Annotated in this window: 18 protein-coding genes and 3 pseudogenes; 13 read left to right on the top strand and 8 right to left on the bottom strand. The window is 57.3% G+C overall.

Annotation, left to right across the window (positions count from 1 at the left end; genetic code table 11):
• Positions 1-1,053 (top strand): hypothetical protein (locus HJC00_RS31335; RefSeq protein WP_221165147.1); only part of this gene is annotated, 1,053 nt, incomplete at its 5' end.
• Positions 1,054-1,383: 330 nt separating this feature from the next.
• Here HJC00_RS31335 and HJC00_RS31330 read toward each other — a convergent pair.
• The 6 genes and pseudogenes from HJC00_RS31330 to HJC00_RS31305 form a co-directional block, all read right to left on the bottom strand.
• Positions 1,384-2,392 (bottom strand): annotated as a pseudogene (locus HJC00_RS31330) (IS3 family transposase); the annotation flags it as partial.
• Between the two features lie 522 nt (positions 2,393-2,914).
• On the bottom strand, positions 2,915-4,930 hold the full coding sequence (gene virD4 / locus HJC00_RS31325; protein ID WP_221165146.1) for a type IV secretion system ATPase VirD4: 2,016 nt from the start codon (positions 4,928-4,930) through the stop codon (positions 2,915-2,917).
• A 21-nt stretch (positions 4,931-4,951) separates the two neighbouring features.
• On the bottom strand, positions 4,952-6,682 hold the full coding sequence (locus HJC00_RS31320) for a hypothetical protein (protein ID WP_221165145.1): 1,731 nt from the start codon (positions 6,680-6,682) through the stop codon (positions 4,952-4,954).
• A gap of 106 nt (positions 6,683-6,788) precedes the next feature.
• Complete coding sequence (locus HJC00_RS31315) at positions 6,789-8,702, bottom strand: hypothetical protein (RefSeq protein WP_221165144.1); 1,914 nt, start codon at positions 8,700-8,702, stop codon at positions 6,789-6,791.
• A 67-nt stretch (positions 8,703-8,769) separates the two neighbouring features.
• A complete protein-coding gene (locus HJC00_RS31310) occupies positions 8,770-10,572 on the bottom strand; it encodes a relaxase/mobilization nuclease domain-containing protein (protein ID WP_221165143.1) in 1,803 nt (600 codons plus the stop codon).
• Between the two features lie 38 nt (positions 10,573-10,610).
• Positions 10,611-11,072, bottom strand: coding sequence for a DNA mobilization endonuclease VirD1/MobC family subunit (locus HJC00_RS31305; RefSeq protein ID WP_259672354.1), 462 nt, complete (start codon positions 11,070-11,072; stop codon positions 10,611-10,613).
• A 741-nt stretch (positions 11,073-11,813) separates the two neighbouring features.
• Here HJC00_RS31305 and HJC00_RS31300 point away from each other — a divergent pair.
• From HJC00_RS31300 to HJC00_RS31290, 3 genes and pseudogenes are all read left to right on the top strand, one after another.
• The gene (locus HJC00_RS31300; RefSeq protein ID WP_221165141.1) at positions 11,814-12,509 is read left to right on the top strand and encodes a conjugal transfer ATPase VirC1; all 696 of its coding nucleotides are present in this window, start codon (positions 11,814-11,816) and stop codon (positions 12,507-12,509) included.
• Position 12,510: 1 nt separating this feature from the next.
• Positions 12,511-13,257 (top strand): VirC2 family conjugal transfer protein, encoded by a 747-nt coding sequence (locus HJC00_RS31295; protein ID WP_221165140.1) that lies wholly within the window; start codon positions 12,511-12,513, stop codon positions 13,255-13,257.
• Between the two features lie 97 nt (positions 13,258-13,354).
• Positions 13,355-13,492, top strand: a pseudogene (locus HJC00_RS31290) (IS5/IS1182 family transposase); the annotation flags it as partial.
• Positions 13,493-13,535: 43 nt separating this feature from the next.
• On the opposite strand, the gene HJC00_RS31285 reads toward HJC00_RS31290, so the two are convergent.
• Positions 13,536-14,543 carry a LacI family DNA-binding transcriptional regulator gene (locus HJC00_RS31285; RefSeq protein ID WP_221165139.1) on the bottom strand — a complete coding sequence of 336 codons (1,008 nt, stop codon included), beginning with the start codon at positions 14,541-14,543 and terminating at the stop codon, positions 13,536-13,538.
• 527 nt (positions 14,544-15,070) lie between these two features.
• Between HJC00_RS31285 and HJC00_RS31280 the strand changes: the two genes are divergently transcribed.
• From HJC00_RS31280 to HJC00_RS31245, 8 genes are all read left to right on the top strand, one after another.
• A complete protein-coding gene (locus tag HJC00_RS31280) occupies positions 15,071-15,772 on the top strand; it encodes a sugar phosphate isomerase/epimerase (protein ID WP_259672353.1) in 702 nt (233 codons plus the stop codon).
• 11 nt (positions 15,773-15,783) lie between these two features.
• A complete protein-coding gene (locus tag HJC00_RS31275) occupies positions 15,784-16,941 on the top strand; it encodes a Gfo/Idh/MocA family protein (RefSeq protein ID WP_221165137.1) in 1,158 nt (385 codons plus the stop codon).
• A gap of 40 nt (positions 16,942-16,981) precedes the next feature.
• On the top strand, positions 16,982-18,319 hold the full coding sequence (locus tag HJC00_RS31270) for an FAD-binding oxidoreductase (protein ID WP_221165150.1): 1,338 nt from the start codon (positions 16,982-16,984) through the stop codon (positions 18,317-18,319).
• Positions 18,320-18,386: 67 nt separating this feature from the next.
• Positions 18,387-20,057, top strand: a complete 1,671-nt coding sequence (locus HJC00_RS31265) for a peptide ABC transporter substrate-binding protein (protein WP_221165136.1) — start codon at positions 18,387-18,389, stop codon at positions 20,055-20,057.
• A 76-nt stretch (positions 20,058-20,133) separates the two neighbouring features.
• The gene (locus HJC00_RS31260) at positions 20,134-21,084 is read left to right on the top strand and encodes an ABC transporter permease (RefSeq protein WP_221165135.1); all 951 of its coding nucleotides are present in this window, start codon (positions 20,134-20,136) and stop codon (positions 21,082-21,084) included.
• A gap of 10 nt (positions 21,085-21,094) precedes the next feature.
• A complete protein-coding gene (locus HJC00_RS31255; RefSeq protein WP_259672352.1) occupies positions 21,095-21,973 on the top strand; it encodes an ABC transporter permease in 879 nt (292 codons plus the stop codon).
• A gap of 2 nt (positions 21,974-21,975) precedes the next feature.
• Positions 21,976-23,634 (top strand): ABC transporter ATP-binding protein, encoded by a 1,659-nt coding sequence (locus tag HJC00_RS31250; RefSeq protein WP_259672351.1) that lies wholly within the window; start codon positions 21,976-21,978, stop codon positions 23,632-23,634.
• Positions 23,635-23,643: 9 nt separating this feature from the next.
• Positions 23,644-25,002, top strand: coding sequence for an MmgE/PrpD family protein (locus tag HJC00_RS31245; RefSeq protein ID WP_221165134.1), 1,359 nt, complete (start codon positions 23,644-23,646; stop codon positions 25,000-25,002).
• A 59-nt stretch (positions 25,003-25,061) separates the two neighbouring features.
• Here the strand turns inward: HJC00_RS31245 and HJC00_RS31240 are convergent, their stop codons facing one another.
• Positions 25,062-25,421 carry a cupin domain-containing protein gene (locus HJC00_RS31240; protein WP_221165133.1) on the bottom strand — a complete coding sequence of 120 codons (360 nt, stop codon included), beginning with the start codon at positions 25,419-25,421 and terminating at the stop codon, positions 25,062-25,064.
• A gap of 166 nt (positions 25,422-25,587) precedes the next feature.
• Between HJC00_RS31240 and HJC00_RS31235 the strand changes: the two are divergent.
• Positions 25,588-25,777: pseudogene (locus HJC00_RS31235) on the top strand (IS3 family transposase); the annotation flags it as partial.

The following is a 25,777-nucleotide window of genomic DNA, read 5'->3' as shown; positions in this document are numbered from 1 at the left end:
AACCGACATTTTCATGCATTGACCAGATCAACGGTCCTAAAAGAATATAAGGAAAATCTTGACGGCGGGACCCTCGTTTCTGACGCCGTGATTGAAACCGCTTTCAAGAACAATAACTTTTCTGACATCCCCGATTGGTGGATGCGCGCGGAAGCTGAAGCCGTGACGCACGTGCTCGAATCCCAGTCGCCGGAAAAGAGATCGGAAATCTTGATCAACATTGCCGAAAAAGAAGATGTTAATCTTAGGATGTTAGGCTATTCGGAAATCGTTGAGCGTGCAGATCTTTTTGAGGAACCCGAGATCAGTCACATTGAACGTGACGCGCTGGGCACCTTCCTAGACGATAATCTCAGTTCCGGGCAATATTATCCAGCAGCTGCAGTGCTTGTGAAAAGATACGATGATCTTAGCAATGAAGATCGCGTCCGCATCCGAGAGACGCTCTGGAACAATGAGAAGCAGAGCCAACGCGCAGACTTCAGCGACGCAATCATTAATTTTAAGCCGTCATTGCTAAAGGATGACCTTTTTCGAAAAGTGGTGCGCGAGAGCCTTGACGTCATGGAAGATCCGCACGGGGCTCTTGAACAATTAGCGTCGTACATCGACAAGAACTCGCGGGCTGATACCGATTTCATCATCAAAGAGTCTTTGCGCCGTTTCGGCAGTGATACTGTCGCTGGCGAAGAACATGGGCTTAACGCTCCTGCACAAGCAATCGCAAAAGTTTCTGACGGCAATATAAGCCCTGAGTATAGGGAGCGAATAGCCGAACTAAGGCGATCCAATACTGAACAGGGGCGCGCCTTGGCATCTGCTTTCCAAGAGCTTGAGCGTGATCGGCCCGCGGAAACCTCGATAGAGAGCGGGATGAGAGGGTCAGCAAAGCTGCTCAGGGAAATCAATCGGAGCCAAAATATGCCGGACAAAATTGCCGCTATTCAAGGCGTAATCAAAGTTGCAAGATCCAATGAAGAGCAGATGAGCGCAGCGCGCAGGGCTTTGATGGATTCCGTTTGCGATCGCGATCGTAGCGTTCGCGGAAGATAATGACAAACTGCCGCCAATGTGAGCCTGGCTAACCCGCTATATTTGAAGCGTCCTCACTCGCCAGAAGGACGTAACCGATGTTCTGCTCCCACGTTGTCCTCGCTGCCCTGATCTGTGATCGGCTCTTCATGGATGAGCGAAGGGAGTTTCTCCATGGAGACTACATTGGAGGTTCTCACAATCAGGAAGTCTGGGCGTAAGGTTCACCGGCATTGGCCGGATGAGGATCGTTTCGGAGAGCTTGCGCCCAGGGTGACGGTGAAGAACAACCGATGGAAGCAATTTTGGGAGGGATGACGATGGATTGACAAACGCCGCTTCATACAAGTCTCTACGCCAATTCTCCATCTTCAAGCGCGCGTCGTCAAGGCTCATGAACCAGTGAGCGTTCAGGCACTCAGCCCGGAACTTGCCGCTGAAACTCTCGATGTAGCTGTTGTCCGTCGGCTTGCCTGGCGCGAGAAGTCGAGCACGACACCCCTGTGGTAGGCCCACAGATCAAGATCTCGGGAGATGAATTCACTGCCATTATCGACGCGAATGGACGCGGGATAACCGACTTGCCGGCATACTCGTTCGAGCGTTTGGACTACGTCCTCGCCCCCGGTAGTTGAAGCGTGCATCGACTGCTGGTGAGAAGCGCGAAAAGGTGTCGACGACTGTCAGCACCCTGATCTTGCGACCCGTGGCCAACTGGTCATGAACGAAATCCATTGCCCAGACGTGATTGGAATGGGTCGGCTCTGTCCGGTCGGCTCGCAGCTTTGCCTTGACCCGGCGCTTGGGAACCTTGTTGCGGAGTTGCAGATCCATCTCCTTGTAAAGACGATAGATTCGCTTCGGATTGACGGGCCAGCCGTCGCGCTTGAGCAGGACATGAACGCGACGATAATCGTAACGCACCCGTGTCTGGCAGATGTCTTTGATCCTCAGCTTCAACTCGGCCTGCTCGCCGCGCCTGGACTTGTAGACATAAAGCGACCGGTCAATCTTCAGCACCGAACATGCGCGCCGGATAGAAACCTTCCAGTCTGCCTTGATCATGTCGACAAGCTTGCGCTTGCGGGCAGGCTTCAAAGCTTTTTTGACAGCACGTCCTGAAGCATCGCCTTGTCCCGCGACAGGTCGGCAACAATCCGCTTCAGCTTGGCGTTCTCCTCCTCGAGCTGCCGCAGACGCTTCATCTCTGACGGCATCAGACCGGCATATTTTTGCGCCAATTGTAGAAGGTCGCGTCCGAAATTCCTGCCTTGCGGCAGACCTCACCGATCGGCGTCCCGTCCTCCGCCTGCTTCAGAACAAAGGCGATCTGCGCTTCCGAAAACTTCGAGGCCTTCATCGAATTCTCCTCTTCTGCCCGACAGGGATAAGTGGAAAATTCCAAGTCTGAGTGGCCTAATTTAACGGGAGCACGTCATGGCCGCTGAGTCGCGCTCGCTCGAGTCGTAGGGTTGCGTGGCTTGGTCGGAACGCTTTCGTGTGCAGTATTACCGGGAAACTGCGAAGGCAGGCGCCGCTTTGTGGCAACCAGCCGACTTGATGAACGGTCGATCCGGGGATCCGACAAACCCGATCAGTGGGTGTCGCTTGAAGGCGCGTTGACCTGTCTTCGATCCGATCTGCGGACTACCGGAGGGCCAGCGGCATGATTCCGCCCAATCGAAGGCCGAATACATGCCTCCACCCGACCAATCCGCCAGACCCGCCAAATTGCCACCGGAAGCCGTCATACATGCCACTGAACATTGATCCAGCGACGATTCGAGGTCGGCACCTGTCGCAGGAAACGCGTCCGACCCGTCGCTCGTCGGGCAGAAGGCCACGGTCGCTCCAGCGCCACTAGCCTAGCGCCCCTCTCTCGTTAGTCTACGGCTTGCCACGCTTCCTTCCGCGTCTGCAGGTCAATGATCCGGTCAAGGAGTGCCCGTTGCGCGCCAAGGGCCTGCAGTTCCTTCTCACTCAAGCGGGTTTCGCTGGCATCGACCTGTTCGTAGGCGGGTGTTTCATGTTCGAGCTCGGCATACCTGCCGGCTGCGTCCGAAGTGGCCGTATTCCCCGGCGGCGGACCATTGGCTGGCTCCTCTTCTGGCGGAAGATTGTGATATTCGGCAAGCGCGTCCTCCACCGGATCGACAAATTGCGTCTCCTCTGGCTCGATATTCGCAGAAGCAGCTTGCTGCATTGGCAATTGTGCGTAGGTAGCGGCCAGATCGAGAGGTTCCGGCTCCGGCAAGGCACCCGTCTGATTTTCAAAGATACGACGCAGCACGCGATCGGAGTAATATTTCACCTTCTTCACGCGAAGCGGCGGCTGCCCCTTGATCAACACGATCTCCATGTCATCGTCGACAAGACGTACCTGTTCGGGGCGCAGCAGCGGCGCGCCCTGTTGAGAGAGTTGGATATTGGTGTCAAAAATGTTGCGCTGGCTGAAAGAGGTGGAGCGAGCACGAAACGTATAATCGCCGATGGCTTTTGAAATGTAGTTCGGCGTCTCGTCATCGGCAGTAGCCATGAATATCTGGATGCCGGTATTGCTGAGGAAATTCTCCTTACCCGCCTGTTCATAGGCCCCGGTCAGCGCCGACAGGCTCTGAATAATGAACATGAAGCGCCCTTTGTAGCCAGCGATCGTTGTGACGGCAGTTTCGATGGCCTCAAGCTTGCCAAGATGCTTGAACTCGTCGAGCAGAAACAATACCTCGAAGATCTCGTCCTTCTTCGGCAGCGTCCGCTGCAGAATTGAGACAACCTGCTGGAAAAACAATCGAACAAGGGGGGCGATAACCTCGAGATCGTTGGGGCTGACGCAGAGAAAAATTGAGGTGGGGTCGCGGCGTAGATCGTAAATCGAAAAGTCCGATGTGGTCGTGGCTGCCTTGATTAAGGGATCAGCCCAGAGATTGAGGCCACCGTCGCCCAGGACAGAGGTGTAGGAAGTAAGAATCTTCGTATCGTTGCCTGCCATGTTATCGAAGATCCGCTGCGCTTCCGTGTTTTGCGTTTCCTCGGCCAGCTGGGCAAAGAGCTTGTACTTCTCACCTGGCTGAGCAAATAGATCATAGACTGCCCCGATCGTCGGCGTGCCACGCTCTATGCAGGCGAGGATGCCTGCGACGAAGAGATCGCGCGCGCCCTCGATAAAGCCTTCCGATCCCTTGCCCTTTGCGGCAATCAGGTTGACGGCAAGCCGACGCGTCTCGCTGAAGCGGCGCTCCGGAGGCATGTTGACGATGTCGAGCACGGGATTGTAGCTGTGGGTTCGTCCTTCGCGGTCAAGCGGCGCAAATTTGAAGACCCTGTCGCCCCGCGCTTTGCGGGCGCGCGAGGTAAGCTCGAACAGTTCACCCTTGACGTCGAGCGCCAGGATTGAACCGTTGAAGGTGAGCAGCGTCGGAATGACCACCCCAACGCCTTTACCGGCGCGCGTGGGCGCCACCACGAGACTATGCGGCTGCTCGCCGTTCGTCAGATATCGGCCGGGCCAGCGCGGACCTGCCGTTTTGCCGAAGACCGGTCCGGTTATCTTGCGGTAGGGTCGGAGATATCCAATGCGCTGCAACTCCTGCCGTCCAGCCCACCGGGCCGTGCCGTGGTGCTGGGCTTTTCGAAGGATCACGATGGCGAGCGCCAGCGTCGCCGCCACCGCGGTGCCGCCGACGATCGCCAGGCCGCGATAGAAGACGGGCGTCGCGTATCCGAGATGGAAAGGCGTTTCATACCAGAAGGCAAATATGTCGAAACCGCTGATCGTCTGGCGGCTCATGCCATGCCGGTAAAAGCTGACATAGATGCTCGCGAACAACAGCCCTGCCACCAGCGATAGCATAAAGGCGAACAGCAGCGTGTTGAGTTTCTCGCTCGCGTTCCGATCCATGGCTCGTGGCTTCCTTACCGCCTAGATGCTCACTCCTGCCTCACGTCCGTTCGGGCGATCGTCCAATTGCCGCGGCATTCTTTCCGCAGCGGGAGATGCCGAACGGCCGCGAGATGCTGAGGCCGGTCCCGTCGGGTTTCCGGTACTTGTACGTCCCGAGGCAGGTACAACAACCTTGGGAGAACGATTTTCCTCCTCTGCCTCGAGCATAGCCGCGATTTCGTCGTCATCTGGCCCGTCGTACGCGACTGACAGTGTCGTGCTCGACGAAGAGCCGCTTTGGGCGAGTGATATTGCGCTATCCCGCGATGACGATTGCAGTTGGAGAACCTCTCCCGTCTTGCCATTGATGCCCGACACCTGCCCTGGCGCTGCCGCTGTCAGAGCAGCCTTCTGCTGCGCCTGATGCTCTGAACCTGCTGACGCCTGCGGCGATCTGGCCTGAACTCCGGGCGGTGCAATTGTTGGTGCGGCATTTTCTGCGCCGACGCTGTTTGTAGCGGTGCTTGCCTGCCAGCCTGCCGGGAGCGCTGGCTTCGGTGGAGCAGCATGCGGCCGCGCGCTATCAGCGTGGGACTGACCCGCAGCCGCTTCCTCGAGCGTCGAAACGGCGCTTTGCTTGCCGGGCCCCTTGTGTGCGGTGGGTTGGACATTCACGGGATCGATGTCCGCTGGAGAATTCCTTTCCTGCAATCGACGCGCCGATCCCATTATGCGAAAGTCTGGCAGGCTGCGGCTCCGCGTCAGCGTAGGAGCTGTTTCACTACCAACCTCTTGCGATACCATATCGGAAGCCAAGCGGGTGGCAGGGAGCGCTCCTGGTGGGGGAACATAAACACAGCCCACCCTACTTTTCTTGAGAGGTCCCTGTCCGTCACCGCTCGATGGTGATGATAGTTTTGTAATGCCCAAAACGGTCGTTTGGGTCACCGTACGGCCCTTAGAATCCAGCCATTCGGTCCGCGAGAAGAGCTTGCCCTTCCTCCCGATGCGATGGTTCGTTGTTTCCTGACCTTCCTTGTTTTTGCCGATCTCCATCCGATAGAATCCGACACGGCGCTTGATCGTCCGACCCTCCGTCGCGTCCAGCCCTTTTGCCGCTATTTCCGCACCGTCACCGCTGACATAGGTCCTGTTGATCAAGCCTCCGAGCCGCTTGATCCTGACGTGATCATTCCCGTCACTCCTCGCTATGAGGAACTTGGATTCGAGCAGCGTCTTCTTGCCGGTCAGCACTTTCTTTCCGTCGCCGGCGTCGTAGTACCGACGAACATAACCGGAGCCGAAGGAGATGGTTCTCGAATGTTCACTGGTTTTGTCATCGATGATAGTGGCTTTGTTCTCGTAGAGCCGATATCGCTTGTGCTTGTAAAACCTCGATCCGTCCGAGCGCTGATAATACAAGTGAACAAAGTTTTCTCCATGCGACCGCGAATCAACGATCTTTTCTCCACCCTCGAGATATTCGACATGCTTGTACCCGATCCGGCCGGAGGTCGTCTTTTCCAGAAGGGCACGACTGCCGTCCGGCATGCGGCGATAGCGCGTCGCTTTGTAATGTCTCCCCATCGCCAGCCTCTCGTAGTACCCGATGCCGGTCTTCTCGTTAACGGCGCTCACGCTGCGATAGATACCTGGGATCTCGATGAGTCTTTCCGGCTTCAGCAAGGGGTCATCCATTTCTAGTCTCCGTCCGGGCTCGTTGCCTTCTTTGGTCAGCCCTTTCGCACTTTCGATTGTGTGCTCGGCCATACCCGTCACTCCTGACTTTGCGTTTGGTTATCGTTCAGCATTCGCTCTCCACATGATGCGCAAACGGCCCGATGCCGCATTCGGCCGATGGCGTGCTTCTGAGTGCTCACCCGGCACGGCCCGTCGGGCGAATACGGGCCATCTGCCTTGCGTCGCTCAGGTCCGGTCGAGCATTCGCTGATCCTTCCTTCATGGACGGCGCATTTCGTTGGCTGGAAGACGGTGCGAAACTCCGGGATGTCGCCTGCGTTGATGACCCTCGCGCCTCGGAACTTACCCGGAGATAGTCAAATCTCGCATCGGGCGCAGGCAGATTGAGCTGCTGCTGTTGCGACGGTTCCAGCGAATGATATATTCTGGCGTATTGTTCGGCGGGCGGACGTTTATTGTAGGTCCGCATGAGCTGGCGCTCACGACTTTCAAGCGTGGAGAAATTGCCGGTCGGGCCGCGATGGGACTTGCCTTGTCCGTCGTATATCGTACCGTAGTTCTGAAGGTAGATCTCTTGCTTGAGAAACTTTTCGGTCAGGGGTCCCTTGGCGGCCAGACCCGCCATTTTCTCACCAGCGAGCAACGTTTTGGCGCCGGTCCGGACGAGTACATCCGATACTCGATCGTTGGGCGAATTCATCTGCTCCGGATCGACGCCCGCGTCGCGCAGAACGGTGACATAATCCTTGCCTTCAAAGTTGTCGGGTCGCCTTTTGATGGTCTGAGAGGCGGTGAACGGGGAAAGAAGCGATTTAGTTGTCGGATTTCTCACCAGCAACTGCGCGGGCCCCGCCACGACAGCAGCGCTGTCGTTCGGATCCACAGCACTCCAGCGATGTTCGTTGTCGCGGCGCCAGGCCTTTACCTCTGGACGCTTGTCGATGGCATATGACTTATAAAGTTGCTCGGCGCTGTAGCTGAGCTTATAGGGACTGCTCTGCCGATCCAATGCTACGGCATCGACCGTTCGATATGGGCCATCCTCACACTTTAGTGCGACGTTTCCCCTGCCGTATTTTTCCAAAAGATCCGAAAGCCGCGTGTCGTAATAATTCGGGCTGCGCCGTTGGAGCGTCTGCTGGCCGTCTTCATGAGTGATCAGAAGATCGGTGACCGGGTGTTTGGTCGAGACGGGCTTGTGACTCATGCCGAATTCGTCCATCTTTGCATTGAATTCGGCCGTTGCAGTAGCGGATTGCTCGGGTGTTTCGCATCGAGCCAGCATGGCTTCATAAAGTTGCGACTTGGTCATGTACATGCCACCGTCTTTGATAAGCACCGGCTGGGCGTCATAGTCCGCCTTGGTGGGCCAATGGCCGTTCTCCTTCTCGAACTGGCCAGGCGGGATCAATCGCCATTTTTCCTCCTCACCGGGCACCGGTTGGACAATGCGCAAGCGCTGTTCGGCCAGTTCCCTGATCTGTTTGTCTTTGAGTTCGAAGTCCTCCAAGATTTCCGCGAGTTCATGATCATCCTCGTTCAAACCGTACTCGTCTTCATGGTCGACCTCATTGCTTGTCGGGGTGTTGCGGGACTGCCCGCCGGCCGCCGGCATTCCACCGTCAGCGTCCGCGGCTGTTCCGATTGATATTCCCGCGCTAGCAGATGCTTTGCCGTTGATGTGCTCCGACAGGGCCGGCTCCGGCGTGGCCGCCACGGTTTCCTTGATTGCCTCTTGTTCGGCATCAGGCGCGTGATCTCCCTGTGACACTTCGCTGTCTTTACCATTTGAGCGAGGGGCGGATCTCTCGCCGATTCTTAGCTTCCCCATCATTGCGGGAAGGTCGTCATCGTTTGACCTGAGGCTGTGCGCATCGTCGTCGTCATTGTCGAACAGCCCGTTTTCCGACGCATCGCGAGATTGAACGTCGGGCGCAAGTGCCGCGGCTCTGGCTCCTGGCTCCTGTATCTTTTGGCTGGTTGAAACGGTACCAGCGACCTCCTTTTCCGGAAAGTCCTGCCGCGGCGTCGAAGGCAAACTTGCATTACGGTCGGCGTCGGCGTCCGTGATATCTACCTCGTTCGGCATGTTCTGTCCTTTTTCTCCTGGAATGATAAGGAATTCCCACGGGCAGATCTCCGCCGTGGCCTATGTTTCACCTTGAATTTGGATAACGACGGGAGCGCGAGGCGCGGGTCGTTCTCGCGGGCTGATCCTGCCGCTGGTGTGCGCGAGGTGCGCGCTCAGCGGCATCGTTCTGAGAATGCGTTCGGATATCTGCCGAATCGCCGCGGTTTGCGGTCAAACGCGCCTCCTCCCGCGCCTGTCTTCTTGCCATATTTCGCACGTCCATTCCGTGGGTCGACGGAGCACCAACTCGTCTTGCCTCCGCCTCGGCCAGGAGGCGCGCCCGTCTTTGCGCGCGGGTTTCGACGTTTCGGGCTCGTCGCTCCTCTGCCATGCGCCGGATACGTTCTCCGCGTGTCTCAATATGCTGTTCGCTGCGCCGATGGCGCCCCCGCAGCGGGCGCTGCCCATCTTGAGGCGGCAGCTCAACCGCGTCATCGCCCCGGTGCTCGGGATCATCAAAGCGTTCCGGATCCGGCATCTCCACATTCCGCTCGACGGCGAGGCCAGCCTCGGCATTCTCATGCATCATTGCCACGCGCGCCCGTCTGCGCTCTTCGGCACGCTCCAGACCTTCCTGTTCCCTGCGCGCGCGATCTCGGGCAATCTCGCGTCGGCGCTGCTCCTCGAACTCGCCCATCCGTTGCTCCCGGATCGCGCCCCCGGCTACTGAGCCGTCACCCCCGGCCTCATTGGGATTGGGCTGCGCCTGCGCTGGGGCCATTGCGCCATGGTTGTGGTCGTCGGGCACCGACGCGGCTTCTTCTGACGAAGTATCGTGCGCGCCTCCTGGAGTGCGTCGGCGACTGGGACCACCTTCCGTCTCTTCAGCGTCGCGCCGACGCCGCAACTCTCCGACCTGCCTCCTGCGCGCTCGTTCTGCTACTGCTTCGCGTCGTGCACGCTCTAGCTGCGCTCGATTCAGGTTCTCAAGGTTCCGCCGAAGTTCCAGGTTCGGTATCGTCGCCTCGTCAATCTCACGGTCGGCGGCCAGCTCCTGGCTGCGGGCTGCATGAGCCGAGTCATCGGCCGTCAGCCTACCAGCCGGCTCTTCGCCACCCCCAGCGCCTGTGAGCTCGGGAAAGACCTCCAGCCCGCCCTCCCTGGCGATATCGACCGTCTCGAAATCTTCCTCGAAGTGGTTCCTGAACTCGATGTTCGCGCGTTGACGGTATTGTTCTCGTGTTGGACCGTGCCCTTCCAGCCCCCGTTGTTCCCGTGAGGTGGCGTCGAGGGCGATCCCATATTCGTAGGCCACGTCTGCAAGACCTTCGCGCAACGTATCGTAATTGAGGAACTGGTTGCGATGCGAAATTGCGAGCCACTCGCCGCGCGCGCTGAGCGCCCGGCGATTGAGGACGACGTGAAGGTGCGGGTGAGGCCTGTTCGTATGAAAGGCGGTGACATAGTCCCATTCAGGGCGGTCGCGCCAGGCGTTTTGCAGCGGGAACATGTCCGAAGTGTCATCGGCACCGTCTCCAATGCGGTTGCGTCCCAGACCGAACATGGCTTCGGCCCAGGCCCGCCCGGCAGCGTGTGCATCCTCCTCGTTTGTGCCGGGAGGAAAACTGACGATGATGTGGGTCGTCAGTTCCTGGTGCCCGTCGATCAGTCGCTGGCCCTCGATATACTTGCCCGTCTGTTCTGCCCATGCCCTTGCCTGGGTCTCGAATTCGTCCACCTCCATCACGCCACCGCCGTACCTTTCGGAGCGGCGCAGCTGGACTTTGCCGTTCTGGCTGAGGTATTGCCATTGCTTGCAGATGCGGCTGATAGTCTGACATCCGCCGCCTCTGACGATATGTACGATCGCCTGTGCTGCCTCGGGCATTGGTTAACCTCCGATCAGCCTACTGAATGAAAGAGGGCTCATTTCGAAATCGCCTCCTTGAGCATGACTCGACCATCGACACGACGCCGCGAGATGTTGAGGATCGTGCCCAGCTGACTGTCCAGCCGCGCGAACTGCTCACCGAATGATATGCGTTGTGCGGCGAATTCCTGCATGTCAACCTTGCCGCTCGCACGATAGGCTGCCTGCAGTCTGGCCAGATGCTGCGAAATGAGACCGATCTGCTCGACGATTTCCTCAAGAACAGCCCGTGTTTTGGGGTCGGTTTCAAGAAACCCGCCTATGCGGCGCGCGGCTATGCGCAAGGCCATGTTGTTGCTGAGTCCGAATGTCCCGGCCTGGTCAGAAAGGACCTCGAACTCGGCTTCGCGCAGCCTCACGCTCACGATCCTATATCCTTTGGGATCGACGCGCTGTGCGCGCCGGCTCCGCGAAGCACCGAATAGATCGGACAAAGCCGAATTTTCGTCATGTGTCATAATAAAATTCTCAAGTAGACAGACAAGGTTGATCGTCGTACTAGTATAGACGCCCGCCTACAAACCCGAATTTTGGGCAGTATAAACGAGCGTCTCCGCCACATCCAAATCTAGGTGGTTACGGTTGAAATATGATTTCGTGTTTTTGAGCGAAACATATATCTCCGACAGATACTTTTCGCCCAAACAAAGAAACATTCGTAGCGCGGTCAACAAGACTGGCCCACTCTTCAATGGCTTTTCGATTATACTTGTAACCTGCTGCCCAAACGACAGAGATTCTAGCGTTAACAGACGAGCTCACCAACATGCGCGGCGGCCACGCGTGCAATGCGATCACTGCACCAGGCCCGAGGCAGGCTGCGGCACGTCGCTGTCATTCGCGAGCCCAGTCGACGGCGACTGACGCAGGAAAACACCTCAAGCGGGTCCTCCACTAGAACGGGCGAAACATAGAAGGGACCGCGGCCGACTCTCGTCGTATCACATCACCATTCCGAAGTTGGACTAAATCCGCTACGGCGCGCCTTCTTAAAATGTAATTAGATGCAGCTCACGAATATTGGGTTGTACTTTGGCGTTGTCAATGGAGTGAAAAATCTCCGACGTTACAATTGAAATATCTATCAGACCTTCGCGGGTTGAATATTGATGATGTCAGACATTATTTTCGCACAACGCAACAAACATACTTTTACATTTTGATGTATCTATCTCAATGACGCAGCAAGGAGCTCCCTAATGAAACTTGTTACCTGTTGCTCTTTCAAAGGCGGTGCCGGCAAGACCACAGCGCTGATGGGCCTGTGTTCGGCCCTTGCAGCCGAAGGAAAAACAGTCGCTCTTTTTGAAGCCGATGAAAACCGGCCGCTGACCCGATGGCAGGAAAATGCAACGCGGCGCGACACCTGGGATCCGCTCTGCGAGATTTTTATTGCCGACGAGATGCCGCTTCTCGAGGCCGCCTATGATCAGGCGAATGGCCGCAACTTCGACTATGCCTTGGTGGATACTCATGGCGGCTCGAGCGAACTCAATAATACCATAATAGCCAGCTCGAACCTCCTGCTAGTCCCAACGATGCTCACGCCGCTCGATGCTGACGAGGCTCTTGCGACCTACCGCTACATCATCGAACTGCTGATGGGTGAAAGCCTCGTCGTTCCCACGGCGATCCTGCGTCAGCGAGTTCCGGTGAGCCGACTGACCTCTTCGCAACGTGCAATCTCGGAGATGCTGAGTGCTTTGCCGCTCACTGATACGCCGATGCACGAACGGGACGCCTTCGCTGCCATGAAGGAGCGTGGCATGTTGCATATGATCATCCGCGATGCCGCCACCAATCCCTCCATGCGTCTAGTTCTACGCAATCTCGAAACTGCGATGGAAGAACTGAGTTTGCTCGAACGCTTTGTGAGCAATGCACTGGAGCACTGACATGGGCATCCGCAAGCCCAACCTTTCGGTGACCGAGGCAAGGCGCCTCGCGTCGGTTCGGTCAGCAGCATCGGGCCAAATCGGGGGATTGAACGACGCCGCAAGTTCTCAGAACCCACAGCGCCCCGATACAGCAGCCGCAACGATATCGAAGAGCAGGAAAGTTACTGCAACTCAGGGCTTCCCCGAAATCTCAGCGACAGGGCAACCCGCCCTTGGGCCGTCCGTGCAGCCAACCACCAACAGGCCGTCCACCCCCGGTCAAACCGCCCTGCCCAAAACGGCCCGACAAAGAGCCACGACGCACGTCACGGCCAAATCCCACGATGTAGCAAAACCGCAGACCGTCCGCTCCCTGCCGCCTCTCCATCAAACCAAAAGGCAGAAAGTGCAGGTTTTCCTTTCTGCGGCCCTTCCGGCACCCGGTGTTTCCCACGTGTTTGAACTGCTATGTCAGCAATATCCGCCGCAAAAGGCACTGCAGATGATCCTGCGGAAAGCTCTGGATGAGTACGAACTCATACTAGAATCCGGCGCATTCCAAACCGCGCCTGAACAATATGCGGCGGACGATACCACCACACCGGAAGTGATAGTGCAGACGTCTCGGATGATCCCGGAATCGCTGCTGAGAATAGCACGCGCACATTTCGATCCGTTAGGTCTCGAAAGCACCCGTGCATTCGGCCGCAAGCTTGCGACGGCCGCGCTTGCCGCCTTCTTCTCCCGCGATGTCAGAAAGCCTTGAGCCTGGAGAGAGATCATTCTCCTGAGTTGCGCGTTTTGTATTGCATCGCACGAACCATCTGAAGCTATCCTGCTCAATGCTGGCGACGCATCGCCGACAAGCAGCCCTGGCCATCGAGAGTTTCTTCGCCAAGCTCAAACAATGGCGACGCGTCGTCACATGCTATCACAAACTCGCAGCCAATATCCTCGGCTTCATCAAGCTGGAAAGCATCATGCTTGGCTCAAATAGTTAACTTGTCACCGCGGCCTAGAAGTGAGACAGGCCCTTTGGACAACTTACTTGCGCAGTCGTGCCACTATTTCGGCACCACAACTTTCTCTAATAATCAACTCATGACCAACAACGACCTTTTTCGGCTTCGCTGATGGGTTTTTAAGATTTTTTAGCAACATCTGAGCGCCTAATTCGCCCATCATTCGCCGTGGTGTCCGAACGGTAGTCAAAGCCGGCTCATAGACAGCCGCGAAAGGAATGTCGTCGAATCCGACGAAGGCGATATCCTGAGGAATGTGCCACCCTTTTTTTCTCGCGTAGCGAATTGCTCCCATCGCCATTTCATCGCTCGCACAAACGACAGCCTCGGGGGGGGCGCCATTCTTCAGTAGCTGCTCCATCGCGATTTGTCCGCCGTCGATGTTGAAACGCTCGACAGCTTCGACGCGGATGCGGTTAGCAAGGCCGGCCGTCGCCATGGCTTTTTCATAACCGTTGATGCGAGCCACGAAGGTTGGACTGCTTCTCGGGCCGCCAAGGTGAGCGATGTCTGAGTACCCTAGTCCGATGAGATGGGCTACCGCTGTTTCGATTGCCTTTTCGTTGTCGATATTGACGTAAGGAACGTTGTCTTCTTCGATCGCACGGGAGACCGCAACCACCCGCTGCTCGAAGCCTGAGAAACCGCGAATAACGTCTGGAAGGTGGCCATTCAGAAGAATGATTCCATCTGCTGCACCATTAAGCAACTGGCGCGCAAGCTCATCTTCTCTGGCGCAATCATATTGCGTGCTTCCGATGATCACACTCATCCCTTCTCTATGGACGGTTTCTTCAATGCCGAGGATCACTTCAGGAAAGAAGGTTGCGGCGATGTTCGGCAAAATTACCAAGACCCTGCCGGCCATTTGGCTGCGGAGCATGCGTGCGCCGTGATTGACGATATATCCGGTCTCTTCAACGATCTGCCGGATCCGTTGTTTGGTTTCGTCCGTCACTCTCGATGAGTCGGCTAACGCACGACTGACGGTTGAGACATCGACATCGGCAAGGCGCGCAATGTCTGCCATGGTTGGCCGGGACTTGTGCGGGCGGCTGGTCGTTACTGGCTTCGAAGGCAATGTTGCCCCTCCTTAGGTAGTGGGCTCTCACAGGATAAAAGAAATCGCTGCTCACCATATTTGTTGGCAAGACGTCGCGCCGGGGTGTCAAAGCCGGTAACTGTACGCGCCCGTTAGCCCTCGGCTGCCCATTTGATAATGCCCTCCCAGTGTCAAATGAGCTGCCTCGTCCACGTATGGTCGAGAGAAAGGTCTTTCGATCCTACTCAATTCACTAATCCAATCGTTTGGATTTTCCTCGTAACGTATAAGTTGATCCGCCTGCTCAATCAAGCTGACTTTCTCCGATTTCCCTGCAAACGAGGAATACAAAAACCAGCCGGAAGGAAAATCTTTCTTACACGGCATTGACACGAATACAAACGATTGGATAGCATTGACAAACGATTGTATCGCATTCGCGTCGCGGAGGGAAATAAATGGTCACTTTGTCAGTCCAACTTTTCACATTGAGGTCGATCGAAGATGACTCCCGGATGCTTGATGCAGTCAAAGCGGCCGGATATCAGAATGTTGAACTCTACGGAGACAAACTCGGCCGCGGGATGGAGCTTGCAAGGCGTCTAAAGGAAACAGGGCTGCGGGCAAGCGGAAGTCATGTTGCCCTGACCGACCTCGTAGACGACCTCGAGCGCGTTATTGCCAATGCGCATGCGTTTGAACTGAGGTCGCTCTTTGTGCCCTCCGTGCCTGTGTCGCAGCGTGGGATGGCAGCAGAAGGCTGGCGCGCGCTTGGGAAGCAGTTGGCCGACCTGAGCGAGAAGCTTTGGGCTCATAACATGACGCTCGGCTATCATAATCACAATTGGGACCTGGACCTCAAGGAAGGCGACAAGACCGCCCTTGATCTGGTTTTCGAAGCTGCAGGCTCTGCTCCTGTGCAATGGGAAGCCGACATCGCATGGCTGACGCGGAGTGGCGTTGATCCGATCGTCTGGCTCAAGCGCCATTCCAATCGTTTGACCGCAGCGCATGTCAAAGATCTGGCGCCAGCCGGGCAAAATGAACAAGAGGCCGGCTGGGCAGACGTCGGGGCTGGGACCCTGGACTGGACGGTTTTGTGGCCTGAAGCTATTGCCAATGGCGCCAAGGTGATGGTGGTCGAGCACGATCGCCCGCTTGATCCCGCCAAGACCGTCGCAAACAGCTTCCGGTATCTGCAGGAGAAGGTGCTTTGAATTCCTGTTCGATGTACATCGGCATCATAGGTTGCGGCGTCATCAGCGCGGCCTATCTGCGCGGTGCCACCCGTTCCAACTACATCCGGGTCAAGTCCGTCGCTGACATTCGCGAAGAAGCTGCGATCGCCCAAGCGTCCGCATTTGGCGTAGACGCCACTAGTATCGACTCAATGCTCGTAGATCCAGCGATTGAGTTGGTAATCAACCTGACTGTGCCGACTGCACATGCTGAGGTTAGTCGCCGCATTTTGGACGCTGGCAAACACGTTTATTCCGAGAAGCCATTGACGGTTTCGCTCGACGATGCACGGGAATTGCTGCAAATGGCCGACGAGAGAAAGCTCCGCATTGGCTGCGCTCCCGACACATTTCTCGGCGCTTCCCATCAGGTTTGCCGCGAGATCATCGACCAGGGACGGGTAGGAACGATTCTTAGCGGATCGGCGAGCTTCCTTTCTCGTGGGATGGAAGCTTGGCATCCAAACCCGGATTTCTTTTTCAAGCCCGGTGGCGGACCAATCCTCGATCTTGGACCGTATTACATTACGGCCCTCATCAACCTTCTTGGTCCTGTCGCTTCCGTTGTTGCTACTTCGGCCACCGGCTACGCGACCCGCATCATCGGCAGCGGCGCGCGCGCTGGAGAGGAGATCGTGGTCGAGACGCCGACCAGCTACAGCGCTTTGCTCTCGTTTCGTAGCGGTGCACGGATCACGCTCGACGCATCCTGGGATGTGTGGAAACACGGTCGCTCGCCGATCGAACTCTACGGCACCAAAGGCACTCTGGTTGTTCCCGATCCGAATTTCTTCGGCGACGAGCCAAGCGTGAGTGAGCGAGACGGCGAGTGGGCGCATGCAGACATTTCTGCCTTCCCTTTTGGCGAGCGTAACAGGACGCTCAGGTCCGGCCGCGAGGTCGCGGACCATCGTTCGATCGGGGTCGTGGACATGGCACAAGCCATCATGAGCGGCCGTCCTCACCGTGCAAGCGGCGAGCTTGCGCTGCATGTGCTGGAGACCTTGCAGGCTATCTTGATATCCGCGACCGAAGGCCGCTCAGTGAGCATCCTGTCCAACTGCGATCGTCCCTCGCCTTTGCCGCGAGGTTCGGGCGAGCGCGTATTTGCGTCGGCGACCGAATCGCCTGCCTGCGAGGTGGTGTGATCAGGACCGCTGGATCGTTTTGGAAGAACAGGAGATAGGCATGCCGGGACCCAGAGTGGATTCGGTTCATGGAGACGAGCATCTGCCGGAAAAGGTGGATGTTGTCGTCATCGGAGGCGGTATCGTCGGCGCATCTACAGCGCTCGAATTGGCCGAGCGTGGCATTAAGGTCGCTCTGTGCGAGAAGGGCGGAATCGGGCAGGAGCAATCCAGTCGCAACTGGGGTTGGGTGCGGCTTTCGCGCCGCGACCCACGCGAAATTCCGCTGATGATCGAAGCGCTACGCATCTGGAGGACGCTCGACCAACGTATCGGCCGGGACACCGGCTACAATCAGGCGAGCATCACTTTCGCCTGCGCGACTGAAACACAGTTCAATACCTACGCTGAGTGGAGGCGCTATCTGGAGCCCTATCAAATCGAAAGCCGTATGTTGAACGGCGACGAGTTCGCGGGAATGTTTCCCGACCTTTCGATCAAGCCTTACGGCGCTCTTCACACACCCAGCGACGGTCGTGCCGAGCCGCAAAAAGCGGCACCAGCGATTGCCGAAGCCGCTCGTGAGAAAGGCGCTGTCATTCTGACGGAATGCGCCGTCAGGGGACTGGATCTTTCGGCCGGACGGATCAGCGGTGTCATCACGGAACGCGGAGCGATCGCCTGCGACGCCGTGGTTATGGCAGGCGGTGTCTGGAGCAATCTGTTCTGTCGGCGCTACGGCATTGACGTGCCGCAACTCAACGTCATGAACTCTGTGTTGAGGACGACGCCTGTCGAAGGGGGGCCGGAGGGCGCTCTGTGGACTAAGGCGTTTGCTCTTCGCAAGCGTCAGGACGGTGGCTACACGATAGCGTCTGGGCACGAAAACATCGTTGATATTGTTCCGAACTCCTTCAGATACGCGCTCAAGTTCCTTCCCTCCTTTCGAGAGGAGTGGCGCTCGCTTCGGTTTCGCCTCTCCGGTCGCTTCCTCGAAGAGCTGCTTATGGCGAAGGCTTGGGAGATGGACGAAGCCAGCCCGTTCGAATACTGCCGCGTGCTCGATCCGGTCCCGTCCAAGAAGTACGCCGACGGAACACTGGCCAAACTCGCCGCGACCTGGCCGATATTTGCCAAGGCTAAAATCGCCCAGCGCTGGGGCGGCTATATCGACGTTCTGCCCGATGCGGTGCCCATCATTTCGGCGGCCGACTCCATTCCGGGCTTCCATATCGCCACCGGCTTTTCGGGGCACGGCTTCGGCATCGCGCCAGCTGCTGGCCGCCTGATGGCTGACATCGTCACCGGTCGTTCGCCGGTCGTCGATCCCTACCACTTTCGTTTGGCACGTTTTTCGGACGGCTCGAAAATCGAGCTTATGCCCGATATGCGCCAATAACGGCAACTGCCCGGCAAGAGGCACTCGATAAAGGTAACCACCGAACCAAAAAAGGAGGGGTTCTGCAATGACGATCGATAAAGAAACACCTAACTTCAACCTCACGCGCAGAAAGACACTGGCTCTTCTTGGCGTTAGCGGCGCGGTGAGCTTCTTTGCTCCCAACCTGCTCGGTCGAGGCGGCGCTCAGGCGGCCGCGCCTTCCAGGCCGACCGGCCAACTTATTGTCGGTCTTTCTCAGGAGCCGACGGTCTTCAATCCGCACAAGCTTCATCTCGAAGTCGACGAAGGGATCCAGTTCGCTCTCTTTGACACGCTCTTCACTGTGAATGAGAAAGGCATTTTCGAACCTTCCCTCGCCGCCGAGGTGCCGACCGTAGCCAATGGCGGCGTCTCCGAGGATGGCCTCAACTGGCGCATCAAGCTGCGGGACGACGTGAAGTGGCACGACGGCGAGCCGTTTACGGCGGAAGACGTGAAGTTCACGCTGGAACTTCTCGTCGATCCGAAATTCAACAGTTGGCGCCGGACAGGACATGAGCTGATTCGCAACCTGACTGTGGTGTCCCCGACTGAATTGACCTGGCGGATGGAGGCGCCTTTTGCGCCGTATCCCTCGATTCTCGCTGCGACCTTTATCGTGGCAGCTCATACGTTCAAGGGTGTCGAAGACAAGAACACTGCGCCGATCGACAGTGCCCCGATTGGAACCGGACCGTTCAAGTTTGTCAGCCGCAGGCCAGGCGACAGCATCGAAGTTGCAGCGAACCTCGACTACTTCGGAGAGGGCCCTTACATCGAGAAAGTCGTCTTCCGCTACATCCCCGATCAGACAGTGCTCTACACCCAGTTCACGACCGGTGACATCGATCTGATCAGCATTTCCTACATTCCGCCGGACAAGTACGCCGAAGCCCAGACTCTCCCCGGTAGAGACGTGCAACTGATGTCGGCGTCGTCGGTCGAGTGCATCGCATTCAACACCGGGCGGTCGCCCTTGGATGAACAGGCGGTCCGCCAGGCGATCTACTATGCTTTCGACCGGGATACGGCGCTTGAGCAGATCTACTACGGCGTGCCGATTGCGACCGAAAGCTACATGCCGCAGCAGTCGTTCTACTACAATCCCAACTTGCCCCAACACGAATTCGATCTTGAAAAGGCCAAGCAACTTCTCGACGCCGCCGGATGGGTTCCAGGCCCTGACGGAATCCGCGTCAAGGACGGGCAACGCCTCTCTTTCACGAATTCGACAACGGCCGGCAACTACGTCCGCGAGCAAGTGCAGCAGTACCTGCAGCAGACGCTTCGGGAGGTTGGCATCGAGATGACTATCGAGAACATGCCGGCGGCTGTGCTTTTCGCTGACTTCTGGCTGAAGTCGCAGTTTCACAGCGTCATGCACGGTCAGGACTTCCTCACAGGATCCGACCCGGACACGAGCGACTTCTTCCTGTCGACCAACAGCGCGGCCAAAGGGGGCGGCGGCCTGAATTTCTGGCAATACTCCAACCCCGAAGTGGACAGGTTGCTGGCCGAGGGCGGCAGGCTGTTCGTGCCCGAGCAGCGCAAGCCCATTTACGCGAAGATCCAGGAGCTCGTGCGTAACGATCTGCCCTTCATCACGATGTGGCAGCGCCGCACGGTTCGCGGCCACAAGGAGGGCCTCACCGGCTACAAGGATAATGTGAACGTGCGTATCGACACCTGGAACATCGGCGACTGGTACTGGTCGTAGAACAAGCCGGGAGGTCTGACCGGACCTCCCACTTCACTTCGGGAGCCTTGATGCCCCAGGAACAGGAAAAACTGTGATGTTTCGATACGTGTTGGGACGTCTCTCGCAGAGCATTGTTCTGCTGGCGATCGTGTCTTTTATCGGTTTCTTTATCATCCACCTCGCGCCCGGAGGTCCCTTGGCGCAATTCGTTGCGATACCCGGAATGACAGCCGCCGACTTGGAGCGTATCTCGGAACAGATGGGCCTCAACCGGCCCCTGCCGGTCCAGTATCTGGAGTGGATCGGAAGGATGCTCACGGGCGAATGGGGCCGCTCCTACCGAGACAATACCCCTGTTCTTTCGGTCATCGCCTCGCATCTGGGTGCGACACTGATGCTCATGGTCACGGCCACGCTGATTGCCGTCCTCGTCGGCTGCTGGATCGGCATCCGCAGCGCTGCGCGCCAGTACTCCCTTTTCGACTATTCCGCGACGATCGTAGCCATGGTCGCCCTTTCGATCCCGACATTCTGGTTTGGCCTAGTAGGGATCTACATATTCTCGATCAGGCTCGGCTGGTTGCCACCGGGCAACATGTACACGGTGGGAGATGAGAGCCTCCTCGGATATGTGAAACATCTCATAATGCCGTCTCTTGTGCTCGGGCTCGTGCACCTCGCGGTCTGGAGCCGCTATATGCGTACGTCAACCCTTGAGGTCCTGAATCAGGACTATGTCCGCACCGCTCGGGCGAAAGGCATGTCTCAGCGCCGTGTTTTAGTACGACATGTGTTGCGCAACTCGCTCCTGCCAATGATCGCACTTGCCGGGCTTGAGCTCCCGATGCTCTTGAGCGGCGCCGTTGTGACCGAGACGGTGTTCACCTGGCCTGGCATGGGCCGATTGTTTCTCGATAGCCTGAGCTACAAAGACTATCCGGTCGTTCTGGGTCTACTGATGTTCTCTGCGGTGCTAGTCATCGCCGGAAATTTCATCGCCGATCTCGCGATCGCGCTGGTCGATCCCCGCATCCGTCATGCGTGAGGAGGTAACAATGACATTCGATTCCGCCGCAATTTCGCTCTCTCCGCAGCCCGCGACCAACCCCGCGCTTCGTCGCTTCATGCGTCATAAGCTGGCGATCCTTGGCATCGTCTGTGTGGCAACGCTCATCTTGGCAAGTGTAGTTGGTCCGTATCTCCTGTCCTATGACCATCTTTACATCGACCTTCGCGCGCGCTTCGCACCGCCGATGACGGGCCACCATTTCCTAGGCACGGATCCGCTCGGCCGCGATGTTGCCGCGCGCCTTCTGATGGCGGGGCGCGTGTCCCTTCTCGTGGCATTTTCGGCGATGTTCATCAGCATTGTCATCGGCGTCAGCATTGGGATCATCGCCGGCTACTACGGTGGCAAGGTTGGTGCCGTGTTGATGCGTGTCGTTGATGCCTTCCTGTGCTTTCCGTCCATCTTGCTCTTGCTAACGCTCGCGGCATTCATTCGACCGAGCCCGATGATGATCACCTTATTGATCGCCGCGGCGAGCTGGATGGAGATCGCTCGTATCGTGTCGGCAGAGGTCAGGTCTCTGAAAGAACGCGATTTTGTCGCGGCCGCCAGAATGGCAGGCCTTTCCAATCGCTGGATCATGACCCGTGAGCTGCTGCCGAACGTGATGGGGCCAATCATCGTCGCCGCCACCCTGACCGTCGCTCGTTCCATCCTTTCGGAGGCTTACATCAGCTTCCTCGGGTATGGGATTCAGCCGCCGTACCCAAGCTGGGGCAATATGCTCAACGGCGCGCAGCAGTATCTCGCGACTGCGCCATGGCTGGCCATTGTTCCCGGCCTCGTAATCACGCTGGCCGTCACCAGCTTCAACTTCATCGGCGACGGACTGCGCGACGCCCTCGATATCAGGAGCCAAGACTGATCATGATGGCGAATACTCTTTCCGTCGAAGCCACAACTGCAGCCGCGCCGAGGGATGCGGTCCTATCGGTTCGAGGACTCTCAGTCCGGCTTCCAAAAAACATGGAGCGGACCTTTGCGGTCGAGAATATCTCATTCGATCTGATGAAGGGAGAAATTCTGTGCATCATCGGTGAGTCCGGCTCCGGTAAATCCGTTACGGCAAATACGATCATGGGCCTGCTGCCGCAGACGATCAGAGCGACCGGCGGCAGCATCCTTTTGGCAGGCAAGGACCTCCTGAAGCTTCCAGAGCGCGAGTTGTTGTCGTTGCGGGGACGCACGGTCTCGATGATCTTCCAGGATCCTTTGTCGGCACTTAATCCGTTGATGCGGATTGGCGACCAGATCGCCGAAGTGATGGAGGTTCATGCTGCAAGTACGGCCTACTCGCGGCGCGCTAAGGTTCTGGAGCTCCTCGAAGAGGTCAGCTTGCCCGATCCCAAGGTTTTGCAACACCAGTATCCTTTCCGTTTGTCAGGAGGGCAACGCCAGCGCGTGATGATCGCGATGGCTTTGGCTCTCGATCCAGATATCCTGATCGCGGATGAACCTACGACGGCGCTTGACGTCACCACTCAAGCCCAGATCCTCGAACTTATCCGCAGAATTCAACGGCGCAAAAAGATGAGCGTGATGTTCATCACCCATGACTTCGGCGTTGTAGCGGATATCGCCGATCGCGTTCTCGTAATGGAAAAGGGCAGTCTTGTCGAACAGGGCTTTGTCAAGGACGTCTTGGAGCGACCGACCCATCCGTATACGAGAAAGCTCATCGCCGCCGTGCCACGGATGTCGCAATCCGATCGTGAAGGCTCTACCGATGCGCGTGTCCTGCTGAAAATAGAACATCTCAGCAAAACCTATCAAACCTCTGCTGGCATCTTCAGGTCGCCACGCATCGTCAAAGCCGTGGATGATGTTAACATCACGCTTTTTGAAGGGCGGACCTTGGGTATTGTCGGAGAGTCTGGGTCCGGCAAGTCGACGCTTGGCAAGATAATCGTCAAGTTGATGGACAGCGATAGTGGGCGCATTGTTTTTCGGGGAACGGATATTGCGCAGATGTCCGACAAGGACTTCCGTACTCAAAGGCCTTTCATTCAGATGGTCTTTCAGGATCCGTTCGCATCGCTGAATCCACGGCATACGGTCTTTACGGCCTTGACCGCCGGACCTCTGGCCCATGGAGGCATGACGGTCGCCGCCGCGCGCGAAAAAGCGGCCCGCCTTCTCGATCTCGTTGGCCTAGACGAGAAAAGCTTGTCTCGATATCCGCACGAATTCTCCGGCGGCCAGAGGCAGCGCATCGGCATTGCACGGGCTTTGATGTTCGATCCGCAGGTTCTGGTGGCCGACGAGGCTGTCTCTGCGCTTGATGTATCCATCCAGGCGCAGATACTCGATCTTCTCACCCGCATCCAGAAAGAGATGAGGATCGCGATGATCTTCATCACCCATGATTTGCGCATAGCAAGCAAGATTTGCGACGAAATCATCGTTATGCATCGCGGCCAGATCGTAGAGCAGGGCTCGCCGTCATCGATTTTCCGCCAGCCTAGTCACGAGTATACGCAGCGGCTGGTTGCCTCCATTCCCGGTGCCGATTGGGTTGGAACGTGAGTACGTCCTATGGCATTTGAGTCGCCCACTCTAGCATTCGCCACCGCTATCGAAGCCGCCGCGCAAAGCTACACTGACGATGAGCGAGAATCGGGGTTGATGAATTTCATTGACGGATTGGCTGCGGCCTACGCCGGATACCGGCGGCCGGAAATGAAGAAGCTGCTTGAAAGCCCCATTGTCGATCTATCCGTTACTCATCCCGCATGGCTGATCGGCAGCCAGTTGAGATGTCGCCCGGCGGATGCGGTGCTCCTTAACGCCATGGCGGGTCATCTCGACGATTTCGATGACGACGAAGCAATCGTCTCCATAGCGCATGTGACGGTACCAACCATGGCCGCTGTTCTCGCCGCAGCAGCTAGCCTCGATGTGAGTGGATCCGTCATTCTCAACGGTTACCTCACCGGTGTGGAAACTATGGTCGCACTCGGGGAATTGCTAAACCCCAGGCATTATGCACTCGGCTGGCATGCCTCGGCGACCCTGGGCGTTTTTGGCGCAGCAATGGCGGCCGCGCACGTGTTCGGGTTGACGGCCGAGGAAAAAGCAACAGCCCTCGCCTTTGCAGTTACCGCCAGCAGCGGAACGCGTTCTGCCTTCGGAAGCAGCGCCAAACCATGGCAGGTCGCCGCTGCGGCGCGAAACGGTTTCAACGCGGTCCTACTGGCTAGGGCCGGGCTCGACGCGAATGCGTCGCTTTTTGGCCCGATGGGATTAGCAGAACTCTATGGCGGCGAGCCCGGGCGGATCGATGCCACGATCGCCAGGCTTGGCCGCAGTTCGCCGTTCATTGAGCCGGGTGTAACGATCAAGGCCTATCCTTGCTGCACCGCTGCCCATACGGCGATGGAAGCGTGCGAATTAATACGTGCCCGGATCGCCAACTTGTCATGGCGGGACATTGCGTCGGTGACCGTGGATGTCGGAAGAACGATTCCCTCCATCCTTGCACACAATACGCCGCAGACAGCCTTGGAAGGCAAGTTCAGTATGCAGTTTTGTGCTGCGATCGCGCTTTGCCTGCCTTCCGCAGGTTTGGAAGCCTTCACAGACGAACAGCTCGAGGATCCCGCGATTCGTCATGTGATGGAACGCGTGGAGATGCGCGGGCTTCCGAAGCAAGAGGATCCCTTCCTGTGCAAGGTCACAGTCATGTTGACCAATGGAGAATCGATCATCGAAATCGTGGATCGACCGAAGGGCAGTCCGGAAAGGCCTTTTCAGCGAGGCGATATGCAGCGCAAGTTTGTAAAGCTCTGCGATGGTGCAAGAGCAGAAGAGATATTCGAGCATCTTTACCGTTTGCCGTCCGCCGGAAGTTGGGATGCCTTTGAACGGCAATTGACAAGCCTCTGGGGAGGCTAGCTTGCCAACGCTTAATGCCGGTGCGATGGAAGCCGGCAAAGCCGACTTCCATCGTGCATTTAGCGAACTACGACGTACATCTTGCGCACGGTCTCGATCGTCCGCCAAGTGCCGCGGAAACCCGGCTTAAACAGAAAGCTGTCGCCTGCGCGGTAAATCTTGGGCTCGCCACCGTTTTCAGTGATCTCTACGACGCCTTGCAGGATGAGACAATATTCGTAGACGCCATCCTTAATGGCGTGGGTCAATCCCGGTGTGGCTTCCCAGATGCCTGTCCGAACCCTTCCATCAAATGATAAGTCTTGAAGCCAGGTGCGGAAATCCGGATCGCCTTCAATCCTTTCTCCTGCTGAAGGTTTTCTGCCTATTGGTTCGGGCAGTTTGTCGGCGTCGTTTACAAGTGTGACGAGAAGTGACATGGATGCTCCATAGTTGTTGCGCAATCGTTTGTATGACGCGGTACAAACGATTGTCAATCCCATGAGGGTGTCTTGCTCACTGATTGTCGCGAGCTAAAGGAGGCGCCGCCAAGTGAACCGCGCCGGGTTTGCCGGAGGCTTCAACTTCTCAGAAAGTGGAGCCGATATGAGCAAGACAACAAACAAATTTTCACCGGGAGTCCGCGCCTGTACGGTGCGGATGGCTTTGGATCACGAAGGCGAAAATTCCTCGCTGTGGGCAGCGGCTTGCTCGATCGCCGCCAAGATCGGCTGCACGTCGCAGACGCTCAATGAATGGGTGAAGAAGGGCGAAGTGGACGATGGTTCCCGGCCCG

The organism is Rhizobium sp. NLR22b, assembly GCF_019685295.1.
Taxonomy (GTDB): domain Bacteria; phylum Pseudomonadota; class Alphaproteobacteria; order Rhizobiales; family Rhizobiaceae; genus Rhizobium.
The sequence above is the reverse complement of the archived record's forward strand: the minus strand, read 5'-3'. Positions and strand labels throughout refer to the sequence as shown.

What these genes read in the sequence shown, in the direction of transcription:
- virD4 (WP_221165146.1), bottom strand. Translation starts at nt 4,930, where the DNA reads ATGGATCGGAACGCGAGCGAGAAACTCAACACGCTGCTGTTCGCCTTT.
- HJC00_RS31320 (WP_221165145.1), bottom strand. Translation starts at nt 6,682, where the DNA reads ATGGCCGAGCACACAATCGAAAGTGCGAAAGGGCTGACCAAAGAAGGC.
- HJC00_RS31315 (WP_221165144.1), bottom strand. Translation starts at nt 8,702, where the DNA reads ATGCCGAACGAGGTAGATATCACGGACGCCGACGCCGACCGTAATGCA.
- HJC00_RS31310 (WP_221165143.1), bottom strand. Translation starts at nt 10,572, where the DNA reads ATGCCCGAGGCAGCACAGGCGATCGTACATATCGTCAGAGGCGGCGGA.
- HJC00_RS31305 (WP_259672354.1), bottom strand. Translation starts at nt 11,072, where the DNA reads ATGACACATGACGAAAATTCGGCTTTGTCCGATCTATTCGGTGCTTCG.
- HJC00_RS31300 (WP_221165141.1), top strand. Translation starts at nt 11,814, where the DNA reads ATGAAACTTGTTACCTGTTGCTCTTTCAAAGGCGGTGCCGGCAAGACC.
- HJC00_RS31295 (WP_221165140.1), top strand. Translation starts at nt 12,511, where the DNA reads ATGGGCATCCGCAAGCCCAACCTTTCGGTGACCGAGGCAAGGCGCCTC.
- HJC00_RS31285 (WP_221165139.1), bottom strand. Translation starts at nt 14,543, where the DNA reads ATGGCAGACATTGCGCGCCTTGCCGATGTCGATGTCTCAACCGTCAGT.
- HJC00_RS31280 (WP_259672353.1), top strand. Translation starts at nt 15,071, where the DNA reads ATGCTTGATGCAGTCAAAGCGGCCGGATATCAGAATGTTGAACTCTAC.
- HJC00_RS31275 (WP_221165137.1), top strand. Translation starts at nt 15,784, where the DNA reads ATGTACATCGGCATCATAGGTTGCGGCGTCATCAGCGCGGCCTATCTG.
- HJC00_RS31270 (WP_221165150.1), top strand. Translation starts at nt 16,982, where the DNA reads ATGCCGGGACCCAGAGTGGATTCGGTTCATGGAGACGAGCATCTGCCG.
- HJC00_RS31265 (WP_221165136.1), top strand. Translation starts at nt 18,387, where the DNA reads ATGACGATCGATAAAGAAACACCTAACTTCAACCTCACGCGCAGAAAG.
- HJC00_RS31260 (WP_221165135.1), top strand. Translation starts at nt 20,134, where the DNA reads ATGTTTCGATACGTGTTGGGACGTCTCTCGCAGAGCATTGTTCTGCTG.
- HJC00_RS31255 (WP_259672352.1), top strand. Translation starts at nt 21,095, where the DNA reads ATGACATTCGATTCCGCCGCAATTTCGCTCTCTCCGCAGCCCGCGACC.
- HJC00_RS31250 (WP_259672351.1), top strand. Translation starts at nt 21,976, where the DNA reads ATGATGGCGAATACTCTTTCCGTCGAAGCCACAACTGCAGCCGCGCCG.
- HJC00_RS31245 (WP_221165134.1), top strand. Translation starts at nt 23,644, where the DNA reads ATGGCATTTGAGTCGCCCACTCTAGCATTCGCCACCGCTATCGAAGCC.
- HJC00_RS31240 (WP_221165133.1), bottom strand. Translation starts at nt 25,421, where the DNA reads ATGTCACTTCTCGTCACACTTGTAAACGACGCCGACAAACTGCCCGAA.